This window comes from Micromonospora sp. C97, assembly GCF_018070385.1.
GTDB classification, from domain to species: domain Bacteria; phylum Actinomycetota; class Actinomycetes; order Mycobacteriales; family Micromonosporaceae; genus Micromonospora; species Micromonospora parva.
In genome coordinates this window covers 40,007-65,193 of record NZ_JAGPXU010000008.1, presented here as the reverse complement: position 1 = coordinate 65,193, position 25,187 = coordinate 40,007, and the positions used below count along the sequence as shown (strand labels likewise).

Sequence of the window (25,187 nt, the reverse complement as noted above, 5' to 3'; positions counted from 1 at the left end):
TCCACTCGGTGATCACCGAGTGTAATTACTCACCGTACGAGACGGGACAACCGACGGTCAGCGAGCGGCTTCCCGCCGGTCTGGCAGGTCGGGCAGTACTGGAGGCTGGAGTCGGCGAACGACACCTCGCGCACGGTGTCCCCGCACACCGGGCAGGGCAGACCGGTCCGCGCGTGCACCTTCAGACCCGAGCGCTTCTCGCCCTTGAGTTCGGCGGCCCGCTGACCGAGGGACCGCTCGACCGCGTCACCGAGGACCTGCCGGGTGGCGGCGTGCAACGTGGCGAGCTGGGCGTCGGTGAGCCGATCGGTGATCGCGAACGGCGACAGCTTCGCCGCGTGCAGGATCTCGTCGGAGTACGCGTTGCCCACGCCGGACAGCACCGACTGGTCGGTCAGCACCCCCTTGACCTGCCCCCGCCGGCTCCGCAACCGCTCGGTGAAGGTGGGCAGGTCCGCGGCGAGCGCGTCCGGGCCCAGCTTGGCCACCCCGGGGACCGCCGCGAGGTCGGTGACCAGATATGCGGCCAGCTTCTTCTGGGTGCCCGCCTCGGTGAGGTCGAAGCCGGAACCGTCGTCGAGGCGTACCCGCACCGCGATCGGGCCCTTGCCCGGGCGGAGTGGGGTGGTGGCGGGGAACGCCTCCCGGTAGTGCAGCCAGCCCGCCCGCGCCAGATGCACCACCAGGTGCAGGCCACCCTCGAAGAGGACATCGAGGAACTTTCCGTGCCGACTGGCGTCGACCACCGCCCGGCCGGCAACCTCGGTCGGCGCCGGCTCGTACGTCTTCAGGGCACTGATCGCGGCGATCTCCAGCCGATCGACACGCCGCCCCACCGCGCGCTGTCGCAGGTAACCCGCGAGCGCCTCAACCTCCGGTAGCTCGGGCACGACCCAACGGTAGCCTTCTTTCCCGTGAGAATCGTGGTGGCGCACAACCGGTACCGGGAAGCCCAGCCCTCCGGTGAGAACACGATCGTCGACTCGGAGATCGCTCAGCTCACCGCCGCTGGCGTCGAGGTGCTGCCCTTCATCCGCAGTTCGGACGAGATCCCGTCGATGTCGAAGGCGGCCAAGGCGCTGCTGCCGATCTCGCCGATCTGGGCTCCGCGCGCCCAGCACGACCTGAGCCGCCTGCTCACCGAGCACCGGCCGGACGTTCTGCACCTGCACAACCCGTACCCCCTGCTCTCGCCCTGGGTGGTGCGGACCGCGCACCGACACGGCGTGCCGGTGGTGCAGACGGTGCACAACTACCGGCAGGTCTGCTCCTCGGGGATCTACTTCCGCGACGGGGTGATCTGCCAGGACTGCAAGGGTCGGGCGTTGGGGGTGCCGGCGATCAAGCACCGCTGCTACCGCGACTCGGCGGTGCAGAGCGCGCTGATGGCGACCACCCTGGCCGTGCACCGGGGCACCTGGCGCTCGGTGGACCGGTACATCGCGCTCACCTCGGCGATCGCCGACCACCTGCGCGACTACGGCATCCCGGACGAACGCATCGTGGTGAAGCCGAACTCCGTACCCGACCCGGGTCGGCCGGCGCCGCTCGGTGACGGGTTCCTCTACATGGCCCGGCTCTCCCCGGAGAAGGGCGTCGACCTGCTGCTGGACGCCTGGCGTCGGCACCCGGTGGGCTCGCTGGGCACGCTGCGGGTGGCCGGTGACGGCGAGTTGCGCCACCTGGTGGAGGCAGCCGCCGCCGAGCGGCCCGACGTGGTCTACCTCGGTCAGCTCGACCGGGCCGGCGTGCAGGCAGCGGTCGAGGCGAGCGCTGTGGTGATCGCCGCCGCGATGTGGCACGACGTGCTGCCCACCGTGATCATCGAGGCGTTGGCGAGCGGCCGGCCGGTGCTCGGTACGGCGTTGGGCGGCATTCCGTACCTGGTCGGGGCCGACGCCCCGCACGAGCCCGCCGGCACCGGCCCGGCCGCCGTCGCCTCAACGGTCGCCTCACCTGTCGCGTCCGAGGTCGCCTCGCCGATCGCCCCCGGGGTCGGGCGGTCGGCGATGCCGGCCGGTATCGCTCAGGGCGAGGCCGGTTGGGTGGTCGCGCCGGAGCCAGCCGCGCTCGCAGCCGCCCTGCCGGTCGCCCGAGCCGGTGCGCCCGGACTGGCCTCGGCCGCCCGCGCCCGCTACGAGCGCACCTTCCACCCCGACGTCGTCACCAAGCGGCTCATCGACATCTACGCGGGCCTGTCCCGTGCCCCCACCACGTCTGAACCCGCGCCGCTCGCCGCCCCGCCGCCGGCTTGAGGCAGCAACTTCAGGGTTGTTGCGGTGTGCCGGCGGCTGGAGGCAGCAACATCAGGGACGTTGTGTGGATCTTGGAGCGGGGCGGGGCGGATGCCCGGCCGGGGGGCGGGGCGGTCAGCGTAGCGAGGCGCGGGCGGAGAAGGCGATGCTGGCCAGCAGGAAACCGCCGTTGACGATGGTGAAGGCGATCATCACCCAGAGGGCCAGCGCGGGGGCCACCGCGAGCACCAGGGCGGCCACGAAGATCACCGCGCCGTAGTCGCGGACCAGCTTCACCAGGCGCACCGGCAGCGAGGTCGAGGTGACCATGCTGGCCGCGTTCGGCCCGGCCTGCATCACCGACGTGACCAGGTTGACCATCCAGGTGCCGGCGAAGGCCGCCACCAGCCAGGTCGGCGTGGACGGCTGCTGCGCCACGGCGGTGGCGGCCAGGGCGGCCACCAGGGCGATCTGCGCGGCCACGTCGCAGAGCACGTCGACCCGGGCGCCGGCCGCGCTGCCCTGGCCGGTCACCCGGGCCAGCTGCCCGTCCGCGCAGTCCAGTGAGTACGCCACCTGCCAGCCGATCAGGGCGAGCAGACCAACCAGCCAGGCCGGTACGTCCCCGGCGGCGACCGGGCCGGCGAGCGCCACCACGGTGACCGAGGTGGCCAGCCCGAGCACCAGGTTGGTGATGGTCAACGCTGTCGGTCGCAGGCCGAGCCGCTGGGCTACCAGCGCGAAGACGGCCCCCAGCCACTGGCTGATCGACTCGCTGAACAGGCCGCCACCCCGGTTGACCCGGTGGAAGTCGGCGATGGTGGGACGGGGGTCAGCCAAGCTGGTCGCGGATTGCACCGGCGTAGTCTGCCAGCCGTTCCCGGGTCTCGGTAGGCGACAGTGCCAGGTGTTCGAGGATGGTGTACCGGTCCGGGCGGGTACGCGGCGCGAACTGCACCGCCTCGATGAACTGGTCGTCGGTGAGCGCCACCTCGGCGGGGAGCCGGGGCAGACCGTGTCGGGCCAGGCAGGCAGACATCTCGCCGAAGCGGCGGAGGTCTCCGCGCAGCCAGGTGCAGAACAGCGCGCCCAGCCCGGCCAGCTCGCCGTGCGAGGCGGTGCCGGGAAAGAGCGAGTCGACAGCGTGCATGATCTCGTGGCAGCCGCCGCTGCACGGGCGGCTGGTGCCGTCGACAGCCATCGCCAGGCCGCTGGAGATCAACGCCTCGGCGAGGACGATCACGAAGGCGTCGTCGCTCATGTCGCCCGGGTGGTTGAGCACCGCTTCGGCGCCCGCCCGCGAGAGCGAGGCGGCCAGCCCGTCGACCGGCTCACCGCGTACCTGCCGGGACAGCTCCCAGTCGGCCAGCGCGCTGATGTTGCTGATCACGTCGCCGATGCCGGCCCGGTTGTGCCGGTCCGGGCCGCTGTCCACGAAGTCCAGGTCGACGATCACCCCGATCGGGATGTGCACGCCGTAGGAGCCCTTGATCCCGTCGGTGATCAGGCTGGCCACCGGGGAGGCGATCCCGTCGTTGGCGAGGCTGGTCGCCACCGACACCATCGGCAGCCCGCGACGGGTGGCCGCGTACTTGGCCACGTCGATGGTCTTGCCGCCGCCGATGCCGACGACCGCGTCGTACGACCGGGCGCGGAGCTTGCCGCCCAGGTCGTCGGCGGCGTCCAAGGTCCCGCCGGAGACGGTGAAGACGTCCGCCGAGCGCAGCGACGGTCGGATCAGCTCCGCGATCTGGGCACCCTGACCCGGACCGACCACCACCGCGACGTCGCCCCCGGAGGAGATCCGCCCGTCGGCCAGGATCGCGCCCAGGTCGGCGACCGCCCCGCGTCGCACGTCGATGTGCAGCGGGGTGAGGACGCTACGAGCTAGTAGCGGCACGCGATCTCCCGCGCGCGGGCCAGGTCGGCGTGGTTGTCGACCTCGACCCACGGGACGTCACCGATCGGCGCCGCCCGCACCTCCCCGCCCCGGTCGGAGAACTCCTGGTAGCCGTCCTCGTAGTAGAGGTTCGGATCCCGTCGCCAGGTGGCCTCCAGCGCGTCGGCGAGGGCGTCGGCGACCTGCGGCTCGATCAGCGTCGCGCCGATGTACTCCCCGTACGCCTCGCCCGGATCCATGATCTTGGTGATCCGGGTGAGCTGGCCGGCGGCGTCGAAGGTGGTCTTCATCTCCTCCTCGGCCAGCGGCTTGAGGGTGTCCACGGCGAGCAGGATGCCCGGACCACGCTCGGCGAGCAGGGTCTTCTCCACGCTCACCGGGTGCACGGTGTCCCCGTTGACCAGCAGCACCCCGCGCGCGAAGTACTCCCGGGCCAGCCAGAGCGAGTAGGCGTTGTTCCACTCCTCGGCCTTGTCGTTGTACACCAGGGTGAGCGTGACCCCGTACCGCTTCTCCAGGTCGGCCTGCCGGTCGCGGACCGCGTCCGCCGCGTAGCCGACGACGATCACGATGTCGGTGAGCCCGACCTCGGCGAGGTTGCCCAGCGCGATGTCCAGGATCGTCGTCTCGCCGTCCACCGGCACCAACGCCTTGGGCAGGGTGTCGGTGTACGGGCGCAGCCGTCGTCCCGCGCCGGCCGCGAGCACCATTCCGATCATCGCGACATCCTCCCTCGTCCTGCTCCGGTCACCGCTGGAGGATAGCCCCGGCCGGGTGCGTCGCTCCGGCCAACCGGTCAGCCGGGCAACGCCGCCAGGTCGGCGAGCATGGTCAGCCGCTCCTCCGCGCCGAGCGTGGCGTACGGGCCGGCGGCCCGCCGGTCGGTCTCCAGTTCGATGGCGAGCCGTTCAGGGCCGGGCGGCAGGGCGGCGATGCTCGACGCGGTGTGCCCGGCGGCGGCCCAGGCGGCGGCGTGCGCGTCGGCCCGGTGGTGTCGCAGCGCGCCGAGCCGGTTGAGCAGCAGTACGCCCGACGGGGTGCCGTCCGGTTCGTACGGGGGCGCCAGCGCGGCGAAGGCCGACCCGCCCCGGTCCTCTTCCTCGTCGGCCAGCACCAGGGCGTACGACAGCAGTCGGCCGAGCACGGCGACCAGTCGGGCCACCCGGTCGTCGTGACCGGCCCACAGCTCCTCGGTGACCTCGGCGTGCACCTGGTAGAGCTCGGCGAGGAAGGCGGCGCCGCGTTCGGTGGCGGAGAGGGTGCCGTCCGGGCTGCGGTAGATCATCCCGTGGGCCACCTGCTTGTCCACGGCTCGCCGGCAGACGACCGGGTCGTGGTACCGGGTGATCGCCGCGAACCCGGGCCCGTCGACGGTGCCACCGGGTGCGGCCAGTCGGGTGCGCAGGTCGACCAGGAAGCCGGTCGCCGTGACCCCGCCGTAGCGCTGGGACAGTTCGGCGCCACCACCGTCCCGGCCGGCCAGCATGCCGGCGCGGAAGGTCCGGTCCACCGCCGGTGCGAGCAGCCCGGCGATCCGGTGGGGCGCCAGCGCGACGGTGTTCACAGACCGATCGACCGGAGGACGGCGAAGCCCTCCTCGGCGATCCGCCGGATCAGGCCGTCGTTGACGTCGCGGTGCTCGTCGAGCACTGTCAGCTCGTGCTCGGCCAGCCAGCGGTACTCGGTGTGCTTACCGGCTTCCAACCTCGGGCGGTCGAGGTCACCGTCGACGCGGACCAGAAAGTCGTGTTCGGTCCGGGCCAGGCCGTCGTCGCCGACGTAGCTGTACTCGCCCACCTGGCCCAGGACGTGCGAGAGGACCCAACCGGTCTCCTCGGTGATCTCCCGGCGGAGCGCCTCGTCGATGTCCTCGCCCGGCTCCAGGTGGCCGCCGACGATGTCCCAGCAGTTGGGGAACAGGCGTCGGTGTGGTGAGCGGCGCTGGAAGAAGATGCGGCCGTCATGGTCGACGATCAGCGCGCCGGCGCAGCGCAGGGGCTCGGTGGACACCATCCGACAGTAGCCAGCGTCCGCAGCTTGTGCGATGCCGCTCTTGTCCCGGAAACATCCACCGACCACCATGTCTGTACCGAATGCCACCGTCCCAAAGGAGTGATGCGTGATGCAGGTACGGGATGCGATGTCCAGCCAGGTCCTCGTCGTCGGTCCGGAGCACACGCTCCGCCAGGCGGCCCGGATGATGTCGGCCCGTGGTGTCGGGTCGGCGGTCGTGATCGACCCGGATTCCGAGGGCGTGGGGATCATGACCGAACGCGACGTGTTGAAGGCCATCGGCGCCGGCCTGGACTGCGACGTGGAACGCACCGGTGCCCATCTGACCTGGGACGTTGTCTACGCGGGGCCGGAGTGGACAGTGGCCGAGGCCGCCGCCGCGATGGCCCGGGGCGGATTCCGGCACCTGGTGGTGCTGGACGGCCGGGAGGTCGCCGGCGTGATCTCGGTGCGGGACATCATGCGGGTCTGGTCGGAGAACCAGGCGGTCGCCACGACCTGACCGGAGGTGGTGTGCCGGGCCGGATCGATGGGTAGACATCCCCGTGCGGGCGCGGAAATGCCGTGGCCCGCGGGGGAGGTCCCGATGCGCGACGCGGAACGGCTGGTCGAGCAGCAGTACGCGATGCTTCTGCGTCGGGACGTGGCCCGGTTGCCGGATCTCTACGCACCGGAGGCGTTCTACGCCATGCCGGGCGTGACGGTCCGTCCGATCGAGCTGCCCGCGCTGCTGCGCACCTGGACCGGCGCTTTCGGAGATCTGCGGGTCGACCCGATGGGTTCGGTCCGCACCGGCGGGGGCGCGGCGGTCGAGCTGCGGCTGACCGGCACCCACACCGGCACCCTGCATTCCCCGTACGGCACCGTCGCTCCCACCGGCCGGGTGGTGAGCTGGGAGGTGGCCGACGTGGTCCGGGCCCGCAAGGGCCGGATCACCGCCTGGCGTTCCTACTTCGACTGGAGTCAGCTTCTCGACGCGCTCGGCGTGCAGCTGGGGGGACTTTCCCGGGCCGCGCAGCACGACGCGCTCGCCCTTCCGGTCTGATCTGCCGCCGACCGGTCCAGCGGGGTCACCCGACCCGGTGGCTCAGGATGCGGACATCGCCGTGCCGACCGCGCGTTCCCCGTCGCCGCCCGTACGCTCAACATCCATGACCGCCGAGCAGTTGATCTCCTTTGCCCGTGGGGCTCCCTCGCTGGACATCGTCGATGTCGAGGGGCTCAAGGCCGCCGCCGTCCGCGCCTTCGACGCCGACCCCGCGGGGGTGACGGCGTACGGCACCTCCGTCGGGTATCTCCCGCTGCGGAAGTGGATCGCCGAGAAGCACGGGGTCGAGGCCGACCAGGTGCTGGTCACCAACGGGTCTCTCCAGGCCGACGCGTTCCTCTTCGACCACCTGGTCCGCCCCGGCGACGCGGTCGTGGTGGAGCGCCCGACGTACGACCGGACGCTGCTCAACCTCCAGCGGATGGGCAGCGAGCTGCACGGCATCTCGGTCCAGCCGGATGGTCTGGACACTGCCGAGCTGCGCAAGTTGCTGGAGTCCGGGGTCCGGCCCCGGCTCGCGCACGTCATCCCGAACTACCAGAACCCGGCCGGCATGACGCTGTCGCTGGAGAAGCGCCGGGAGCTGCTCGACCTGGCCGCCGAGTACGAGTTCACGATCTTCGAGGACGACCCGTACGCGGACATCCGCTTCCGTGGTGAGGCGTTGCCGTCGATGCTCTCGCTGGACACCCGCAACGTGGTGGTGCACGCGTCGAGCTTCACCAAGACGGTCTGCCCGGGTGTGCGGGTGGGTTACCTGGTCGGACCGGCCGACCTGATTGCCGCCATCGCGAAGAACGCGACGAGCCTCTACATCTCCCCCGGGATGGTGTCCCAGGCGATCGTGCACCAGTTCTGCGTCTCCGGTGACATCGACCGCTCGATCGAGACGGTCCGGGCGGCGCTCGGCGAACGGGCCCAGGTGCTCGCCGAGTCGTTGCGCCGGCACCTGCCGCAGGCGCGGTTCGTGGAGCCCGACGGTGGCTACTTCCTGTGGGTGGAGTTCCCGCAGGACGTGTCTGTCGACCGGCTCGCCCCGGCGGCGGCCGAGCGCGGCGTCGCCGTGGTCAAGGGCAGCGACTTCATGGTGGACGGCGGGCGGCACGCGCTCCGGCTGGCCTTCTCGGCGGTGACCGCCGACCGGATCGACGAGGGCGTCCGGCGGCTCGCGGAGGCCGTCGAGGCCGTCCGGGACTGACATTATCTGTCGGGTTCCCGACAGAACGACGATGCCGGCCGTCCCGGGGCTCCCCTCCGGGCGGCCGGCTGGCCCACAATGCTGCGAGCGTCACCCCGTCAGCTGCGGACATCACCGCCCGGTCCCCGGGCCGGCCCCGCCCGGGTGGACGCGGCAGCACAACCTCCCGCCCCCACAGGTGCCGGGCGGGCCGTGTCGTCCCCCGCACACCCCCCGATGCGGCCCGGCCCGCCCGGCGCCGCCCCCCACGCGACCGCCGTCACACCGGTCCTCGACTCCGGTCGGCGTAGCCTGCAAGCCGCAGCTGAGCGCGGGAGGTGACGCGATGACGGATCGGACAGAGCGGGACCGGACGGCACCGTCGACCACCGGTCGGGTGCTGCGACCTCGGGCGTGGCCCTCCCCGGTGCGGGCGATGACCCGCATCCTCAACGCCGACGGCTCGCCGCCCGTCCCGGCACCGACCGGCCCCGGCCGCAGCGCGGTGGTCGACTGCGCGCTCTACGTCGACGGCAAACGGCAGCCCGGCGACTGGACGTACGCGGACGCGCTGGCCGCGGCCCGCCGCGAGGAGCACGGCTTCGTCTGGATCGGTCTGCACCAGCCGGAGCTGGCCGAGATGACCGCCATCGCGGAGACGTACGGCCTGCACGAGCTGGCGGTCGAGGACGCGGTCAAGGCCGAGCAGCGCCCCAAGCTGGAGCGGTTCGGCGACGTCGTCTTCCTGGTGCTGCGTACCGCCCGGTACTGCGAGCACACCGAGCTGACCGAGAACTCCGAGGTGGTGGAGACCGGGCAGGTGATGCTCTTCATCGGCCCGAACTTCGTGATCAGCGTCCGGCACGGGGACGCCTGCCGACTCGCCCCGATCCGCGCCGACCTGGAGACCAAGCAGGAGTTGCTGCTGCACGGCCCGTGGGCGGTGGCGTACGGGGTGACCGACCGGGTGGTCGACCTCTACCTGGAGGTGGCCGACCAGATCGAGGACGACCTGGACATGCTGGAGGCGGAGGTCTTCGACCGGCACGGCCACGGCCGGATCCAGCGGATCTACCAGATGAAGCGGGAGCTGGTGGAGTTCAAGCGGGCGGTGGTGCCGCTGCAACGGCCGCTGATGACGCTGACCTCGCAGGTCAACCGGGACGTGCCCAAGGAGATCCGCAAGTACTTCCGGGACGTGCAGGACCACCTCAGCCGCACCGTGGAACAGGTGAACTCCTACGACGACCTGCTGAACTCGATCCTTCAGGCGCGGCTGGCCCAGGTCACCGTCGACCAGAACAACGACATGCGCAAGATCGCCGCCTGGGCAGGCATCGCCGCGGTGTGGACCGCCATCGCCGGCATCTACGGGATGAACTTCGACAACATGCCCGAGCTGAGGATGACGTACGGCTATCCCGTCGTCCTGGCCCTCATGCTCGGCGTCTCGCTGGCCCTCTACCGTTGGTTCCGCCGCAACGGCTGGCTCTGACCGTGACGCGGAAGCGCCGACGAGCGGGGGGACCCACTCGTCGGCGCTTCACGCGCTGTCGCTGACCTCAGCGGCGGCCGTTGGTGCGGGCAGTGTCCTTGCCCAGCGCCTTGGTGAGGTCGTCGGTCGGCCGGCCGGAGACGTCAGTGGCGCCCTCGGCGACCGACGGGACCTTGTCGGTCGGGCGGACACCGGTCTGCTTGGCCGGGGCGGTGGTGCTGGCGCTGGAACCGCCGGCCACCGCCGAGCTGCCCGCGCCGGTCATCCCCGCCGCGCCGGAGATGGCGGAACCGTCCGACCCCTTGGCGGCGGACGGCGTACGGACCTCGATCGAGTCGACCTCGTCGCGCATCGGCTCCAGGGTGCTGCGGGTCGGGTCGTACTCGGCCCACTCCTGCTGCTCCCGACGGCGGCGCAACGCGACCGCGCCGGCCAGGCCGGCGATGGCCCCCGCCGCCAACAGGCCGGTCATCATCGAGCCGCGACGACGCGGCTGCTTCTTCTTACCGGTGATCCGCATGGTCTTCGACTTGGCCTTCCTGGTCAGCGGCCCTGCCTGAGCGGCGCCGTCACGAGCTGCCGCCGCCAGCGGTGCCAGCGTGGTGAGAGTCGTGCCCCAGCCGGTCGCCGCGCGGTCGCGTACCTTCACCGCGGTCGGCCCGACGTAGCCCCGGGCCACCTGGACCCGCGGGCCGACGGTCGCGCCGGCGCCCTTCGCGGCGTGGTTGGCTGCCTGCATCAGGTGGCTGATGCTCTGGTTCAGCTCGGCCTTCGCCAACTGCGCCTGGGACTGCCGCCGCCCGAATCCAAACACGGTCCTACCTCCTGGGAGTTGTTCCTTCGTCATCCTCCACCTTCGGATGCCTCCGCGATGCCAGATCGGGCACATGGGAGGATCCGCATGGAACTGACCAACGAGTGAGGAGTACCCGTGGCCGAGGCTGTCTACGCCACCCTGCACACCAACGCTGGCCCGATCCGGCTGGAGCTCTTCCCCAACCACGCGCCGAAGACCGTCCGCAACTTCGTCGACCTGGCCGAGGGCAACCGTGAGTACACCGACCCGCGCACCGGTCAGCCGGGCAACGGTCCGTACTACGACGGCACCATCTCGCACCGAGTGATCAGCGGTTTCATGGTCCAGATGGGCGACCCGACCGGCACCGGTCGGGGCGGGCCGGGCTACAAGTTCGCCGACGAGTTCCACCCGGAGCTGCGGTTCGACCGTCCCTACCTGCTGGCGATGGCGAACGCCGGACCGGGCACCAACGGTTCGCAGTTCTTCATCACCGTGTCCCCGACGCCGCACCTCAACAACCGGCACACCATCTTCGGCCAGGTCGCCGACGAGGAGTCGGTGAAGGTCGTGGATTCGATCGCGAACACCCCGACCGGCCCGAGCGACCGTCCGCTCCAGGACGTCGTCATCGAGCGGGTCGAGATCGAGCGGTCTGCTTCCTGAGCGACCGGCGAGGTACCTTTGCTCGCATGATTGAGCGCTCCGGAGCATGGCCGGTGGACCGCGCGGCGGCGGACGGAGGGTCGGCCCGGTGAGCGAGTCGCCACCGACCACCCCGGTCTGCTACCGGCACCCCGGTCGGGAGACCTACGTCCGCTGCACCCGCTGCGACCGGCCGATCTGCCCGGACTGCATGCGGGAGGCCTCGGTCGGGCACCAGTGCCCGGAGTGCGTCAACGAGGGGCGTCGCAGTGTCCGGCCGGCGCGTACCGCCTTCGGCGGCGGTACGGCCGGCCGGCACGGCTATGTCACCAAGGGCCTCATCGCCCTGAACGTTCTGCTCATGCTGCTCTCCATCGCCTCGGACCGGGGTGGGGACGCGGCGGTGGGCGGTTCCGGCTTCGGCGGCCTCATGGGTGGCAGCACCCCGCTGACCAACTGGGGTTCGGTGCTCGGGCTGGCGTTCTTCCCGGACGGCACGCTCGGTGGCATCGCCGACGGCGAGTGGTACCGGCTGGTCACCGCGATGTTCCTGCACTACGGCGTAATCCACCTGCTGCTGAACATGTGGGCGCTGTGGGTGCTCGGCCGGTCGTTGGAGGCCAACCTCGGGCCGCTGCGCTTCGGCGCGTTGTACCTGATCGCGGGCTTGGGCGGTAACGTCGCCGCCTACCTGTTCAGCGCGCAGAACTCGGCCACGGCCGGCGCGTCGACGGCGGTCTTCGGCCTCTTCGCCGCGCTGATCATCATCGAACGCAAGCTGGGTCGGGACATCTCTCAGGTGATCCCGATCCTGGTGATCAACCTGGTGTTCACGCTGACCGTGCCGGGCATCTCGATCCCCGGGCACCTGGGCGGGCTGGCGGTCGGCGCGTTGATGGCGTTGGTGCTCGCGTACGCGCCGCGTGGTCGGCGGACGCTGGTGCAGGTCGCCGGTGGGGCGATCATCCTGGCGGTGCTGCTCGCGCTGGTCCTCTTCCGCACCGCCCAACTGCTCAGCTGACAGATCAGCTGACCGGGCGGGCGGCCCGCAGGGTGGCGGCCACCTCTTCCGGGGTGGCCCCCAGGTCGTAGCGGCCGAACAGGTGCAGCGAGTTGCCCGCGTCGATCTCCAGGGTCTCGCTGGTCAGCCCCAGCCGGGGTCGTCGGTCGACGGCGATGGCCTCGACCGCCGACCAGGGCAGCAGCCGCCGCCCGGCGAAGCCGTGGATGACGGTGAGCCCCGTCGGGTCGACCGCCAACCGGACCGGCGCGACCAGGTCACGTACCGCCCAGCCGGCCAGCGCCGCGGCGGCCAGGGCGGCCACCGTCAGGCGGACCGGGTCGCCGTCGGCGAAGAGCAACCCGAGCGCGACGAGCAGGACGGCACCGGCCAGCTTCGCCGCCGGGAGGGTCGACGGCACTCGCCACTGTCGTACCGGGGAGGTCTCATCCACCCGCCCAGCATGCCAGCGGCCCCCGGATTCCGGCACCTCGTGCAGGTGTGGCCGGACGGTCGGTCCGGGGACGACGTAGGATCGGGGCAGCCCAAGTTACCGGGGAGTAAACATGAGTGACGCGGTCATCGTCGGCGCGGTTCGTACCCCGGTCGGGCGGCGCAAGGGCAGCCTCGCCAGCGTCCACCCCGTCGACCTCTCGGCGCACGTCCTGCGCGCCCTCGCCGAGCGCACCGGGCTCGACCCGGCCCAGGTCGACGACGTCTTCTGGGGCTGCGTGTCGCAGGTCGGCGAGCAGTCGTGGAACATCGCCCGCAACGCCGTGCTCGCCGCCGGCTGGCCCGAGTCGGTGCCCGGCACCACACTGGACCGGCAGTGCGGCTCCAGCCAGCAGGCCCTGCACTTCGCCGCCGCGACGGTGCTCTCCGGCCAGGCCGACCTGGTGGTCGCCGGTGGGGTCGAGTCGATGACCCGGGTGCCGATGGGCTCCAGCGTGGCCGGCGGCATGCCGTTCAGTGACCAGTTGCGCGCCCGCTACCGGGGCGTCGAGGGCTTCGCCGACGACGCGCCGCTGCCGTTCAACCAGGGGGTCGGGGCCGAGCTGATCGCCCAGCGGTGGCGCCTCTCGCGTACCCAGCTCGACGAGTTCGCGCTGGCCAGCCACGAGAAGGCGGCCGCCGCACAGGACGCCGGCGCGTTCGACCCGGAGCTGGCGGCGGTGCCGCTCGCCGACGGCGGCAAGTTCGCCGCCGACGAGGGCATCCGCCGGGAGACCTCCCTGGAGAAGCTGGGCGAGCTGGCGACCCCGTTCCGCGCCGACGGCGTGGTGACCGCCGGTTCCGCGTCCCAGATCTCCGATGGCGCCGCGGCCCTCGCGGTGACCACCTCCGACTGGGCCAGCCGGCACGGCCTTCGCCCACTGGCCCGGATCCACACCGCCGTGGTCGCCGCCGACGACCCGGTCACCATGCTCACCGCGCCCATCCCGGCCACCGCGAAGGCGCTGCGCCGCGCGGGGCTGGGCATCGAGGAGATCGGGGTGTACGAGGTGAACGAGGCGTTCGCGCCGGTGCCGCTGGCCTGGCTGGCGGAGACCGAGGCCGACCCGGAGCGGCTCAACCCGCGCGGCGGGGCGATCGCCCTCGGTCATCCGCTCGGCGGCTCCGGTGCCCGGATCATGACCACCATGCTCCAGCACATGCGCGACAACGGGATCCGCTACGGCCTGCAGACCATGTGCGAGGGCGGTGGCATGGCCAACGCCACCATCGTCGAGCTGGTCTGACTCGCGGTCGGAAAAGACGTGGCCCCGGCCGGGAAGGGCCACCTAGGGTGCCCGGTGTGACGACGATCCCCGGTGAGCGCACCCCCGACTGGTCCGACGAACGGTGGCAGATGCGGGCCTGCTCCTGGGTCGACGCGCAGCTGAGCCGGGCCGGTCGCCGGGTGACCGGGCTGGTGGAGCCTCGGGAGCGGCCCTGGTCGCTGGTCTGGCGGGTGCCCACCGACGACGGCCCGGTCTGGTTCAAGGCCAACAACCCCGGCACCGTGCACGAGGCGGTCCTGATCACGGCGCTCGCCGAGTTGACGCCCGACCGGGTGCTGGCGCCGATCGCTGTGGACCCGGAGCAGGGCTGGTCGCTGCTGCCCGACGGTGGCGAGTCGTTGCGCGACGTGCTGGCGCGCGACAGTGATCTGGCGCACTGGGAGCGGGCGCTGCCCGGGTACGCGGCGCTGCAACTGGCGAGCGCCCCGCACGCCGACGAGCTGGTCGCCCGGGGCGTGCCGGACCAGCGGCCGGAGGTGCTGGCCGACCTCTTCGTCGAGCTGCTCGACGACCGCGAGGCGCTACTGATCGGTGCCGAGGGCGGGCTCAGCCCGCAGCTGCACGAGCGGTTGCGGGCCGAGGTGCCGTCGTACGCGCAGCGGTGCCGGCGGCTCGCCGACATCGGCATCCCGGCCACCGTGCAACACGACGACCTGCACGACGGCAACGTCTTCGCGGGTCGGGACGGCTACCGCTACTTCGACTGGGGCGACGCCTCGGTGGCGCACCCGTTCGGCACCTTGCTGGTGACCCTGCGTGCCGTCGCGGACGCCAGGAAGCTCGCCACCGACGACGCCCAACTGGTTCGGTTGCGAGACGCCTACCTGGAGGCGTGGACCGACCGGTACGACCGGCGGACCCTGGTGGAGGCCGCCGACCTCGCAATCGCCCTGGGGCCGGTGAGCCGGTCGCTCTCCTGGCGTCGCGCGCTGGACACGGCGGCGGAGTCCCGCGCCGAGTACGCCGCCGCGGTCCCGGGCTGGCTGGAGGAGCTGTTCGCCGCCAGTCCACTTCAGCCCACCTTCTGACCACTACCCGTCCGAGTCGAAAATCGGACAGGCAGTGCGTCTGGCGGCGTGGAACTTCCAAAAAAGCTCCGTGACCCACGTCACCCCGCTGGGGACGTCGTTGGGCAGGTCATGGACGTCTTCTCCCGAACGTTCCTTCCGGCCGCCGCCGAGGCTGGCCTGGCCGTGCAGACGGTGAGCCGGCACATGCCGGTCTTCCGCCGCTGCGTCGGCTCCGGTGACGCCACCATCCTGGTCACCCGTTGCAGCCGCCCCGACCGCCCGGTCACCGGCGACTACCTGTTGCTGCTCACGCACCGCCGACTGGTGGTGACCCAGCAGACCCGCCTCCTGCACCGACTGCGCCTGCACCTCAACACCGAGCTCCGCGAGCTGAGCAACGTCACCTGGAGCCCGGACCCGCGGTTGCAGTCGGTCGAGATGGCGGCCACCGCGATCGACGGGATCCGTGAGCGGTTCCTGATCCGGACCAGCCACCCGAAGCAGGTCTGGCAGCTCGACGCGTTGCTCAACCAGGCGTTCCGGACCCGCCTGCGGCCAACCGGCGCGCGGGTCGTCGCCAGCATCGGTGACACGCCGGCCGCCGCGCGGCCCGGGATGTTCGCTCCGTCCTGGTGAGCTGACGCCCCGTCGGGCTTCGCACCGCCTTTACCGAACTCGAACACGCACCGATCGCACCCGGCCCACCGGGTCGGCAATCATGGGCCGGTGACCGCCGAAACGCCGCATCGCGGGCTCGTCCTCGTCGTGGAGGACGAGCCGGCCATCGCCGACCTGGTCCGGCTCTACCTCACCCGGGACGGGTTCGGCGTCCACCTGGAACGTGACGGCGAGGCCGGTCTGAGCGCGGCCCGCCGGTTGCGTCCGGTGGCCTGCGTGCTGGACATCGCGCTGCCGGGCCTCCCCGGCACCGAGATCTGCCGCCGGCTGCGCGAGGCCGGCGACTGGACTCCGGTCATCTTCCTCACCGCCCGCGACGACGAGGTGGACCGGATCATCGGCCTGGAGTTGGGCGCCGACGACTACGTCACCAAGCCGTTCAGCCCACGGGAGCTGGTCGCCCGGGTGCGCGCCGTGCTGCGCCGGACCGCCGGTGGCCCGGAGGCCGCGGACCGGGCACGTGTCGTCGGCCCGGTGACGCTCGACCCGGCCCGCCGTACGGTCACCGCCGCCGGCGCCCCGGTACAGCTCACCTCCACCGAGTTCGATCTGCTCGCCCACCTGATGGCCCGGCCCGGCCGGGTCTTCACCCGGGAGGAGCTGCTGGCCGGGGTCTGGGGGTACGCGGCGCACGCCGGCACCCGGACGGTGGACGTGCACGTCGCCCAGGTACGCGCGAAGCTCGGGCCGGCCAGCGTGATCCGCACCCATCGCGGGGTGGGGTACGCGGTCGATGCGTGATCACCGTGGGCACGTCGAGTCGCCGACCATGGCCCTGCCGGTGGTCGGCGCCACCCCACCCGCCGCACCGCGACGAGGCCGGTTCGGCCGTACGCTGACCGCCCGCGCGGTGCTCGTCACCTGTGCGGTGGCGCTGGTGTCGGTGCTGGTCACCGCCATCGTGGCGGTGCCGTTGGCGATCCGTGGCGTGCAGCGGGGCGAGCAGGAGGCGCTCGCCGCCCAGGCCCGGCTCGCCGCCGAGGTGCTGCGGACCCGCCTCGACCGGGGTCGCAGCGCCGACGAGGAACGCCTCATCCAGCAACTGCGCGACCAGGGCATCGACGCGTACCTGATCAGGCGCGGTGCCGCCGACCGGCCGGGTCTGCCTCCCCGGGTGGTGCAGCGGATCGGGCAGGGCCGCAACGTGTCGGCTCGCCGTTCGGTCAACGGTGAGTGGGCACTGGTCGAGGGTCGGGCGCTGGCCGGCGGCAACGGGGTGGTGCTCTCCCGCCCGTTGGCCACCGGGCTGTGGGCGCGCGTGCTGCTCAGTCTCTGGTTGCCGCTGCTGGCCGGGTTGACCGCCGGTGTGGTGGCCGGGCTGCTGCTGGCCCGCCGGCTGGCCCGGCCGATCCGTGTCGCGGCCACCGCCGCCGCCCGGCTGCGTGCGGGTGACCGCGCCGTCCGGGTGCCGGTCGAGCCGCCGGACGAGGTCGCCGACCTGGCTGAGGCGTTGAACGGGCTGGCTGCCGCGCTGGCCACCAGTGAGGGCCGGCAGCGGGAGTTCCTGCTCTCCGTCTCGCACGAGCTGCGCACCCCGCTGACAGCGATCCGGGGGTACGCCGAGGCGCTCGCCGACGGGGTGCTCGGTGCCGACGACACGGTGGACACCGGCCGGACGGTGCTGGCCGAGGCGCAGCACCTGGACCGGTTGATCGGTGATCTGCTGGCGCTGGCCCGGCTGGAGGCCGCCGACTTCCCCCTTGAACCGGTGCCGGTGGACCTGACCCAGCTGGCGGTGGACGCGGAACCGACCTGGGTCGCTCGGTGCGCGGCGGTGGGCGTGCCGTTCCGGGTGGAGACGCCAGGTCGGCCGGTGCCCGGGTACACCGATCCGGGGAGGATCCGGCAGGTGCTGGACGGGTTGCTGGAGAACGCGCTGCGGGTCGTACCCCCGGGGTCGCCGGTGGTGCTCGCGGTCCGGCCGGCCGGCGCGGACCCGGCGCACGGCGGCGTGTTCGAGGTCCGCGACGGCGGGCCCGGCTTCACCGACGACGACCTGGCGGTGGCCTTCGAACGCGGCGCGCTGCACGAGCGGTACCGGGGGGTGCGCAAGGTGGGCAGCGGCCTGGGGTTGGCGCTGGCCGCCGGACTGGTCCGCCGGTTGGGCGGGGAGATCACCGCGGGGCACGCGCCGGAGGGCGGTGCCGCCTTCACGGTCCGGCTGCCCGGTGATCCTTACCTGACCCGAACATCGGCTTGACGCTCCGCTCGTCGTTTCCGGGAAGGCTGAGGGCTCCACTGACGAGAGGGAGAGTCATGCCACGTTGGGGTATCGCCACCGGCACCACGGCACTGCTCGCGGCGGTCGCGCTCGGCGTCAGCGGCTGCGGCGCGGCCGAGGTGGCCAGCCAGCCCGCCCGGGACACCGCCGTCGAGGTCGCCGCCGCCATGGGGGTCGAGGGTCAGGCGCTGACCGCGATGGGCTTCGACGCCGACGACCTGGACGTACTGACCGTCGCCGCACCGGCCACCCCGACGCCGGGCGGATCCCCCGCCGCCCAGGAGAAGGGCCGGGAGAAGCGCGGCGAGGAGTGGCGCAAGCGGCGCCAGGCCCGCGTGCTGCTGCGGAAGAACACCCTGCACGGTGAGGCGGTGGTGAAGACGAAGGACGGCGGTACGCGGACCGTCGCCGTGCAGCGCGGTGAGGTGACGGCGATCGACGGCGACTCGATGACCGTCAAGTCCTCCGACGGCTTCACGATGACCTGGACCTTCGGCGATGACCTGCGGGTCGTCGAGCGGCGGGCCACCGTGCAGCCGAGCGAGGTCAAAGTCGGCGCGACGCTCGGCGTCGCCGGCGCCAAGGACGGCGACAAGGGCGTGGCCCGGCTGATCCTCGTTCCCCGCGCCAAGTGAGCGCAGGGGCCCTGGTCGACGCCAGGGCCCCTGCCCCCACTCAGTAGACGCGGGAGCCGATGAAGTCGTCGTGTCCGTAGCCGACCGGGTTCGCGGCGGTACGGGCTTCGAACGACCACTGCTGTCGGGTGCTGCTGGAGCAGGTCGCCAACCGCAGGCGGGAGCTGCCCAGCAACGGGTTGTCGAACGCCACGCAGAGGTTGCTCGCGGCGGCCGGCCTGATCTGGTTGCCGGAGAAGACGAACTGCTGCGCGCCGGTGCCGTTGCAGTCGTAGATGTTGACGGCGGTGCCGGCGGTCATCGAGCTGTTGGCGACGTCCAGGCACCGGTCGTGGGACAGCTCCGAGTGCAGGGACCGCCGGGTCGAGTCGTACCAGAAGCCCTGGTTGCGCCCGCCGTGGCAGGAGTACGGCTGCTGCACGGTGCCGTTGCGGGAGTCGTAGCCCTTGCCGTCGACGCAGGTGCCGGTGGCGAGGTTGCGCAACTGCTTGAACTCCAGCAGCCCCGGGTAGAGCACACCACTGCCGGTGCTGGCCGGGTCGACGCAGCTGGCCCGCGTCTGCCCGGAGTTCCAGAACTGGGTGATGCACTGGGCGAACATGCCGTGCCCACGGGCGTTGGGGTGGAACGACTGGCGGGCGGCGTTCTCGTTCCAGATGCCGACCTCGATGTACAGGCCGCGTACCGACGTGTTGTCGGTGCACACCTCGTGCCCGTGGAAGAGCCGGCTGGCGTCCAGGTAGCGGGCGCCGGTGTTCGCCGCGGCCGACCGCAGCGCCGACTCGAACATCGGCACCGCCTTGTTCCGGGCGAACGCCGCGTCGGCCAGGTAGAGCAGGCAGCCGCCGGCGTACCAGCCGGGGAAGTTGGGGTTGTCCTCGACGTCGGGGCTGCCGGGGCTCGGGTACGACATCAGCACCAGCTCGTAGTCCGAGCGCAGGTAGCCGGCCTTGGTCATGGTCTGCCGGATGTCGGTGAGCGCCGACTCCACCGCCTGTCGGCTGCCGTCGGTGCGGATCGTCCACTGGTCGGTGTAGGTGGGGTAGCAGGCCCCCTGGAAGAACACCCTGCGGACGGCGCAGTCGGTGGCGACCGGGCCGAACTGGATGGTGCCGTCACCGTTCGCGCCGACCACCACCCAGATCAGCTTCACGTGCGTGTTGCGTGCCTTGATGCCCAGGTAGTCGCCCTGGTTCAGTTCGTTGTGCTGGGTGGGGCCGCCGGCGATCAGGTTCCAGGGGGTGGCACCGGAGCAGGCGATGTTGTACTGCGCGTCCGAGGTGATGCCGGTGCGGAACACCGCCTGGTCGTACGAGCGGTCGCACCAGTTGCCGTCCTGGTGGGTGCCGGGGACGTAGTTGCCGACCCCCTCACCGGAGATCTCGCTGTCACCCATGGTGATCAACGCGGTGCGGCGTTGTTCGATCGGGCGGATCGCGGGGCTGCCGTAGAGGGCGGTCGCCTCGGCGGCCCGGATGGCTTCGAGGTTGGCGGGGAGTGGTTGGACGGTCGGTCGGTCGGCGGCACTGGCGGGGGTGGCCGGTCCGGCGAGCATCGGTAGCACGAGAGCGGCGACGGCGACGGCGACGGCGATGGCCCGTCGTCGGGTCGCGCGTTCGGGCCTGGCGGGGATTGCAGGCATCGACGCACTCCTTTCGGCTCAATCGCGGGACGTCGATTGAGTTACCAGACGGTAACGTGCGGATCAACAGATGTGAATGCGCTTCGGATCCTTGCGCGCGGGATGCAGAACCGCCCGGATCGGACTATCCGGGCCTCTGGTCCAGCGGTCCGGCGGCCGTGCCGGTCCGTTCCGGGCCGGGGCGGACCGTCCGAGGTCGACGGCACCGGGCTCCGGACCCGGCGGCGTCCGGTCGGCCGTCCCGCTCAGCGGCCCGGCGGCAGCGCGTAGCCGACGTAGCCGCGGAACTCCAGCCGCCAGCCGGCCGGAACGAGCTTGGCGCAGGCCGCCTTGCCGCCGGTGCAGACGATCGCGTCGACCGAGGCGGGATCGGCCGGCGGTCGTTCCGGCAGCACCGACTGCAACGCCACCAGCTCAGGCGAGCCACCGTCGGGCTGCCGCAGCAGCAGCCACCACGGGTACTCCCAGTTGTCGTTCTGCTGCACCAACCCGATCCGGCGCGCACCGCTGTCCCGGACCGCTGTCGCCGCCCAGCGGAACTCGTCGGCCCACTGCGGTCGGCGCAGGAACCGGGTGTCCCAGTCCGAGGTGGTGAATACCGAGCCCGCACCGACCAGCCGGCGCGGGAAGCCGTACGACAGCGCGAGCACTCCGGCCAACGCCGAGGTGGCGAGCACGGTGACCGCAGCCACGGTGGCCACCGAACGACGTCCCCGACCGCCCACCGACGCGCCGCCGGCAGCCGCTGGTGCGGGGTCGTCCGAGCGGCGGCGGAAGAGCGCGTCCAACCAGAGGCCGGCGAGGGGCACGGCGAGCACCACGGCGTAGAGCAGCAGCCGGTTGCCCCACGGCTGCCACTTGATCATCGCGGTGTGCAGCAGCACGGCGGTCAGCACCACCACCGCGTACGCCCGCAGCGACCCGGCCCGCTCGGGGGCGATCTGCCGTGGCCGGCCGAGCGCGATCACCGCGCCGATCACCGCCAACACCCCGCCCAGCGGAAACGCCACCCGGTCCTCGTCCGGGTACCAGGCCGGCTCCGGGAAGAGTTCCCGGCCGAAGGTGATCGCACGGTCCTGCGGATCGACCCCGATCGCCTCGGCACCACTGATGATCACTTCGGCCCCGGCCCGGCGCAGCGGCGCCAGCGGCGTGTCGAACGCGGTGTGCCCGATCCGCAGCGCGTTGACCACCACCGACGCCGGGTCGTGCCGCTCCATCGGGATCGACTCGCGCAGCCGGGGTGGCCCCAGCGGGTGGCCGAACTCGACTGTCACCCGGGCCAGGAACGGGCCGACCACCACGGCCGCGACCACCAGGATCAGCACCGAACCGCCGACCGTGCGGGCCAGCCCGCCGACCGGCCGGGACCGCCGAGCCGCGCTCCGCGCCGCCGGCTCGGTCGTCGCCGCGCTCCCGGTGCGGGCCAGCCGTAGCTGGGCCAACCCCCAGAGCACCAGCAGCGGACCGACAGCGATCAGGCCGCTGGTCTTCGTCACCGCGGTCAGCCCGGTAGCCGCCCCCAGCCCGAGCAGGGTGCCCCAGCCGGTCCGTCGACGCAGCCCGTCCAGCGCCAGGGTCGCCGCGCAGGCCACCCACGCCGCGCAGACCAGGTCGGTCTGCGTGCTGGTCGCCTGGAGCACCACCATCGGCGTGGTCGCCAGCACGAACGCGGTGAGCAACTGGGCCCGCCGGCCACCGCCGAGCTGAGCGGTGATCCGTGCGGCCACCAGGAGGCAGACCACCCCGGCCACCCACTGCACCAGGTTGTACAGGTGGTCCCCGCCGCTGAGCAGGCGCAGGTGCAGCAGCAGGTACTCGGCCCCCGGCGGGATGGTCACCTGCCGGTGGATAGCGGTGGGCCAGAAGTCCAGGTCACCCTGGGCCACCCAGTGCTCCACCTTCGGCAGGTGGTACGTCTGCGAGTCGAAGTTGTTCGGCTCGGCCAGCAGCGCGACCAGCAACTCCACCAGGACCAGCCCGCCGATCGTGGCGGCGAGGAGCCGCTCGACCGGTCGGGCCGTACGCCAGGTGTCGACCGCTGAGGCGAGCAGACCGGCAGGCCCCCGACCGGCCCGGGGCGGCGCGGGCGCGGGCTCACCGCGCTCGGCGGTCGGGGCGGACACCTCGGAGCCACCACCGGACACCACCGCGCCGACCGGCACCGCCAGCGGTACGGCGGCCGCCGACTGCCCGCGGCGGGTCTCCCGTCGCCAGCGCAGACCTGCCGCCAGCGCGGCAGCGACCAGGAAGAACAGCCAGGCGACGGCGAATGCGGGCCGGGTCAGCGCGTGGGTCGCGCCGAGCACCTCGACGACGAGCACCGCGTACGCCCCGGCGAGCAGGACGGCGCGCACCACGGCGAGCCGCAGCGGTGCCACAGCGCCCACCGTGCGTGGCCTCGCCGCGACGGTGAGCAGGAGCACCGCGGCGGCGGGAACCACCGCGAGCAGGGAGCCGGCAGCCGACATGGCGGAAGTAAACACCATTGATCTGAACCCGCCACGTCGACTGCCCCGCAGTGGCGGTAGGTGATGAACAAACCAACCAGGCTAGGCTATGGCCGACGTGTTGCCGCCACCGTGGAGATCCCCGTGAAGCTCTCGATCCTCATGCCGGTCTACAACGAGGAAGAACGCATCGCGGATGCCCTCAAGCAGGCACTGGCGGTTGACTATCCCTGTGAGGTCGAGCTTGTCGTCGTCGACGACGGCAGCCGGGACGGCACCGGGGAGGTCCTCGGTCGCGCCGACGACGCCCGCCTGCGGGTCATCACCCATCAGCGCAACGCCGGCAAGGGTGCCGCCATCAAGACGGCGGTCGACAACGCCGAGGGCGACTACATGGTCATCCTCGACGCTGACCTGGAGTACGACCCGCAGGACATCCCCAAGCTGCTCGACCCGGTGCTCGACGGGCGGGCCACCGTGGTCTACGGCAACCGCACCTTCGGCAGCCACAGCGCCTACAGCTTCTGGTACGTGATGGGCAACAAGGGCGTCACGATGGCGGCGAACGTGCTGTTCAACTCCTACATCGGCGACCTGGAGACCTGCTTCAAGCTGATGCCGGTGGCGCTCTACCGGTCGCTCGAGGTGCGCTCGCGCGGCTTCGGCATGGAGGCCGAGGTGACCGGCAAGCTGCTGCGTCGCCGGATCCGGCCGTACGAGGTGCCGATCAGCTACCGGGCGCGCGGCCGGGAAGAGGGCAAGAAGATCACCTGGAAGGACGGCGTCGAGGCGATCTGGATCCTCGGGCGCGAGCGCGCTCGTCGCCGCCCCACCGCCTCAGCCGCCAACTGACCCCAGGAACGCGCTGATCGACCGCCGCAGACCGTCGGCGTCCAGACCATGCCACCGGGCGTGGTCGGCCGGATTCCCGTACCGTCGCAGGTCGGTCTGACCCACCCCGAGGGCGAGCAGCCGATGAGGTACGTCCGCCAGCGCCCGACTGACGAGCGCGCTCGACGTCCCCGCCAGGTACGGCTCGACCAGCACCACGTCGGTGTGGACGAGCGCCCGCAGCCCGCGCGTGTCGAACGGCCGGGGTGTGTGGGTGTACGCCACCGTCACGTCCATCCCCTCCGTCGCCGCCAGTGTGGGGTCGAGCATCGGCCCGACCGCCACCACGAGTGGCGCGTCCGACCCGCCGCGCCGGAGCACCCGTAGCCGGGCGGCATCCGGGTACGCCTCGGCGTTGCGCTGCTCGGAGAGGCGCAGGTAGATCGGATCGTCGGTGGTGGCGGCGGTGCGCAGCAGCGGCACCACCTCGTCCGGGTGACCGGGCACCCGGACCGTCCAGCCGTCGCCGAGTGAGTCGAAGAGCGCCACGTCCCCGGGCGACTGGTGGGTGCGGCCCTCCGCCGACCCGTCGTACGACGCGCCGATGCTGACCAGGACCGCGCCCACGCCCTGATGGTCCAGATCCAACTTGATCTGCTCGTACGCCCGGTCCACCAGGAACGTCGCGTACGAGTGCGCGATCGGACGCAGCCCGGTCAGGGCGAGCCCGCCGGCCACACCGATCATCAGCTGCTCCCGGATCCCCACGTTGAGAACCCGGTCCGGGTGCCGGTGCCCGACTGGGGCGAACTGGCTCGCCGAGATGTCGGCCAGCACCAGTGCGGTACGCGGATCCTCGTCGAGGAGCGCGGTGGTGGTGTCGATGAAGGCGGTACGCATGTCGGTCATCAGTTGCTCCCGATGCGGGCGACGACCAGGTGCGGCTGTCGTGGCCGGTGCCCGGTCAACGCCGCGTACAGGGCTTCGTGGTCCCGGCCGTCGACGGTGTCGGCGGTCCAGCCGTTGACGGTGAACCGGCTGGCGATGCCGCCGGCCCACCCGTGGCTGGCCGACGCGTTGTCGACCACGACCGCGGTGAGGCTGTCCAGGCCGGTCGCTCCGGCGTACGCGATCGCCTCGTGGTTGGATCCCTCGTCCAGTTCGGCGTCGCCGAGCAGCAGGTACACCCGGGGTTTGCTCAGCCCTTGGGCGCGCAGGCCGAGCGCGGTGCCGACGGCCAGCCCGAACCCGTGCCCGAGGGAGCCGGAGCCGATCTCGACCCCGGGCACCAGGAGCCGGTCCGGGTGGTGGCCGAGCCGGCTTGCCGGCCCGGCCAGGTCGTCGAGCCAGGTGTCCGGGATGAAGCCGTGCGCGGCGAGCACCGCGTAGTAGGCGGCCGGTCCGTGGCCCTTGGAGAGCAGGAACCGGTCCCGCTCCGGGTCGTCGACGGTGTCGGGGGTGACCCGCAACACCCGGTCGTAGAGCACCTGGAGGACGTCGATGGTGGAGTGCGCGCTGGGTGCGTGTTTCTCGTCGCCGGTCAGTCGGCGGATCAACCCGGGTAGGCGGGCGCTGCTGTCGGTGGTCAGTGCGGTGGTCATGCCACTACTGTGTGAGTTGAAGTGCACTTC

26 protein-coding genes are annotated in these 25,187 nt (G+C 72.0%); 14 read left to right on the top strand and 12 right to left on the bottom strand.

Features of this window, described 5'->3' with window-relative positions; genetic code table 11:
• Window positions 1-29: 29 nt before the first annotated feature.
• Window positions 30-890: an Fpg/Nei family DNA glycosylase gene (locus KBX26_RS13835; RefSeq protein ID WP_030331658.1), complete on the bottom strand. Its 861-nt coding sequence runs from the start codon at window positions 888-890 to the stop codon at window positions 30-32.
• 24 nt (window positions 891-914) lie between these two features.
• On the opposite strand from KBX26_RS13835, the gene KBX26_RS13830 reads away from it, so the two are divergent.
• Window positions 915-2,255 (top strand): glycosyltransferase family 4 protein, encoded by a 1,341-nt coding sequence (locus KBX26_RS13830; protein ID WP_210865577.1) that lies wholly within the window; start codon window positions 915-917, stop codon window positions 2,253-2,255.
• A 114-nt stretch (window positions 2,256-2,369) separates the two neighbouring features.
• Here the strand turns inward: KBX26_RS13830 and KBX26_RS13825 are convergent, their stop codons facing one another.
• From KBX26_RS13825 to KBX26_RS13805, 5 genes are all read right to left on the bottom strand, one after another.
• Window positions 2,370-3,092, bottom strand: coding sequence for a CDP-alcohol phosphatidyltransferase family protein (locus KBX26_RS13825; RefSeq protein WP_030331654.1), 723 nt, complete (start codon window positions 3,090-3,092; stop codon window positions 2,370-2,372).
• Window positions 3,067-4,134 carry an iron-containing alcohol dehydrogenase family protein gene (locus tag KBX26_RS13820; RefSeq protein WP_030331652.1) on the bottom strand — a complete coding sequence of 356 codons (1,068 nt, stop codon included), beginning with the start codon at window positions 4,132-4,134 and terminating at the stop codon, window positions 3,067-3,069. The genes KBX26_RS13825 and KBX26_RS13820 overlap by 26 nt, the downstream gene beginning before the upstream one ends.
• Entirely contained in the window at window positions 4,122-4,853 is a 732-nt protein-coding gene (locus KBX26_RS13815) for a sugar phosphate nucleotidyltransferase (protein ID WP_210865576.1), read from the bottom strand. The genes KBX26_RS13820 and KBX26_RS13815 overlap by 13 nt, the downstream gene beginning before the upstream one ends.
• 77 nt (window positions 4,854-4,930) lie before the next feature.
• Window positions 4,931-5,698, bottom strand: coding sequence for a hypothetical protein (locus KBX26_RS13810; RefSeq protein ID WP_030331648.1), 768 nt, complete (start codon window positions 5,696-5,698; stop codon window positions 4,931-4,933).
• Window positions 5,695-6,147, bottom strand: coding sequence for an NUDIX hydrolase (locus KBX26_RS13805; RefSeq protein WP_030331646.1), 453 nt, complete (start codon window positions 6,145-6,147; stop codon window positions 5,695-5,697). The genes KBX26_RS13810 and KBX26_RS13805 overlap by 4 nt, the downstream gene beginning before the upstream one ends.
• 109 nt (window positions 6,148-6,256) lie before the next feature.
• Here KBX26_RS13805 and KBX26_RS13800 point away from each other — a divergent pair, with 109 nt between their 5' ends.
• The 4 genes from KBX26_RS13800 to corA all read left to right on the top strand — a co-directional run bounded on the left by KBX26_RS13800 (window position 6,257) and on the right by corA (window position 9,867).
• The gene (locus KBX26_RS13800; protein ID WP_030331644.1) at window positions 6,257-6,649 is read left to right on the top strand and encodes a cyclic nucleotide-binding/CBS domain-containing protein; all 393 of its coding nucleotides are present in this window, start codon (window positions 6,257-6,259) and stop codon (window positions 6,647-6,649) included.
• An 84-nt stretch (window positions 6,650-6,733) separates the two neighbouring features.
• Window positions 6,734-7,192, top strand: a complete 459-nt coding sequence (locus KBX26_RS13795; protein ID WP_210865575.1) for an ester cyclase — start codon at window positions 6,734-6,736, stop codon at window positions 7,190-7,192.
• A gap of 106 nt (window positions 7,193-7,298) precedes the next feature.
• Window positions 7,299-8,393, top strand: coding sequence for a PLP-dependent aminotransferase family protein (locus KBX26_RS13790; RefSeq protein WP_030331641.1), 1,095 nt, complete (start codon window positions 7,299-7,301; stop codon window positions 8,391-8,393).
• A 325-nt stretch (window positions 8,394-8,718) separates the two neighbouring features.
• The gene (gene corA / locus KBX26_RS13785) at window positions 8,719-9,867 is read left to right on the top strand and encodes a magnesium/cobalt transporter CorA (protein WP_210865574.1); all 1,149 of its coding nucleotides are present in this window, start codon (window positions 8,719-8,721) and stop codon (window positions 9,865-9,867) included.
• A gap of 67 nt (window positions 9,868-9,934) precedes the next feature.
• Here corA and KBX26_RS13780 read toward each other — a convergent pair whose 3' ends face one another.
• Window positions 9,935-10,714, bottom strand: coding sequence for a hypothetical protein (locus KBX26_RS13780; RefSeq protein WP_030331637.1), 780 nt, complete (start codon window positions 10,712-10,714; stop codon window positions 9,935-9,937).
• An 84-nt stretch (window positions 10,715-10,798) separates the two neighbouring features.
• Between KBX26_RS13780 and KBX26_RS13775 the strand changes: the two genes are divergently transcribed.
• Window positions 10,799-11,329 carry a peptidylprolyl isomerase gene (locus tag KBX26_RS13775; RefSeq protein ID WP_030331635.1) on the top strand — a complete coding sequence of 177 codons (531 nt, stop codon included), beginning with the start codon at window positions 10,799-10,801 and terminating at the stop codon, window positions 11,327-11,329.
• An 88-nt stretch (window positions 11,330-11,417) separates the two neighbouring features.
• Window positions 11,418-12,329: a rhomboid family intramembrane serine protease gene (locus KBX26_RS13770; RefSeq protein ID WP_030331633.1), complete on the top strand. Its 912-nt coding sequence runs from the start codon at window positions 11,418-11,420 to the stop codon at window positions 12,327-12,329.
• A gap of 4 nt (window positions 12,330-12,333) precedes the next feature.
• Here the strand turns inward: KBX26_RS13770 and KBX26_RS13765 are convergent, their stop codons facing one another.
• Complete coding sequence (locus tag KBX26_RS13765) at window positions 12,334-12,762, bottom strand: PH domain-containing protein (protein ID WP_210865573.1); 429 nt, start codon at window positions 12,760-12,762, stop codon at window positions 12,334-12,336.
• 112 nt (window positions 12,763-12,874) lie between these two features.
• On the opposite strand from KBX26_RS13765, the gene KBX26_RS13760 reads away from it, so the two are divergent.
• The 6 genes from KBX26_RS13760 (at window position 12,875) to KBX26_RS13735 (ending at window position 18,633) form a co-directional block, all read left to right on the top strand.
• Complete coding sequence (locus KBX26_RS13760; RefSeq protein ID WP_030331630.1) at window positions 12,875-14,047, top strand: acetyl-CoA C-acyltransferase; 1,173 nt, start codon at window positions 12,875-12,877, stop codon at window positions 14,045-14,047.
• A gap of 56 nt (window positions 14,048-14,103) precedes the next feature.
• Complete coding sequence (locus KBX26_RS13755) at window positions 14,104-15,117, top strand: phosphotransferase (protein ID WP_210865572.1); 1,014 nt, start codon at window positions 14,104-14,106, stop codon at window positions 15,115-15,117.
• A 111-nt stretch (window positions 15,118-15,228) separates the two neighbouring features.
• Window positions 15,229-15,735: a hypothetical protein gene (locus KBX26_RS13750; protein WP_030331626.1), complete on the top strand. Its 507-nt coding sequence runs from the start codon at window positions 15,229-15,231 to the stop codon at window positions 15,733-15,735.
• Window positions 15,736-15,825: 90 nt separating this feature from the next.
• Window positions 15,826-16,518 carry a response regulator transcription factor gene (locus tag KBX26_RS13745; RefSeq protein ID WP_210857662.1) on the top strand — a complete coding sequence of 231 codons (693 nt, stop codon included), beginning with the start codon at window positions 15,826-15,828 and terminating at the stop codon, window positions 16,516-16,518.
• A complete protein-coding gene (locus tag KBX26_RS13740; protein ID WP_210857663.1) occupies window positions 16,511-17,977 on the top strand; it encodes a HAMP domain-containing sensor histidine kinase in 1,467 nt (488 codons plus the stop codon). The genes KBX26_RS13745 and KBX26_RS13740 overlap by 8 nt, the downstream gene beginning before the upstream one ends.
• A gap of 56 nt (window positions 17,978-18,033) precedes the next feature.
• Window positions 18,034-18,633 carry a hypothetical protein gene (locus KBX26_RS13735; RefSeq protein WP_030331620.1) on the top strand — a complete coding sequence of 200 codons (600 nt, stop codon included), beginning with the start codon at window positions 18,034-18,036 and terminating at the stop codon, window positions 18,631-18,633.
• Between the two features lie 40 nt (window positions 18,634-18,673).
• On the opposite strand, the gene KBX26_RS13730 is transcribed toward KBX26_RS13735, so the two are convergent.
• Together KBX26_RS13730 and KBX26_RS13725 are read right to left on the bottom strand one after the other, a co-directional pair.
• Window positions 18,674-20,275 carry a ricin-type beta-trefoil lectin domain protein gene (locus KBX26_RS13730; RefSeq protein WP_210865571.1) on the bottom strand — a complete coding sequence of 534 codons (1,602 nt, stop codon included), beginning with the start codon at window positions 20,273-20,275 and terminating at the stop codon, window positions 18,674-18,676.
• Window positions 20,276-20,520: 245 nt separating this feature from the next.
• Complete coding sequence (locus KBX26_RS13725; protein WP_210865570.1) at window positions 20,521-22,746, bottom strand: glycosyltransferase family 39 protein; 2,226 nt, start codon at window positions 22,744-22,746, stop codon at window positions 20,521-20,523.
• A 123-nt stretch (window positions 22,747-22,869) separates the two neighbouring features.
• Between KBX26_RS13725 and KBX26_RS13720 the strand changes: the two genes are divergently transcribed.
• Entirely contained in the window at window positions 22,870-23,577 is a 708-nt protein-coding gene (locus KBX26_RS13720; protein ID WP_030331614.1) for a glycosyltransferase family 2 protein, read from the top strand.
• Here the strand turns inward: KBX26_RS13720 and KBX26_RS13715 are convergent.
• Entirely contained in the window at window positions 23,563-24,456 is an 894-nt protein-coding gene (locus KBX26_RS13715) for a transketolase family protein (RefSeq protein ID WP_210865621.1), read from the bottom strand. The two genes, KBX26_RS13720 and KBX26_RS13715, sit on opposite strands and share 15 nt — an antisense overlap.
• Before the next feature lie 8 nt (window positions 24,457-24,464).
• Entirely contained in the window at window positions 24,465-25,157 is a 693-nt protein-coding gene (locus KBX26_RS13710; RefSeq protein ID WP_210865569.1) for a transketolase, read from the bottom strand.
• Window positions 25,158-25,187 lie beyond the last annotated feature (30 nt).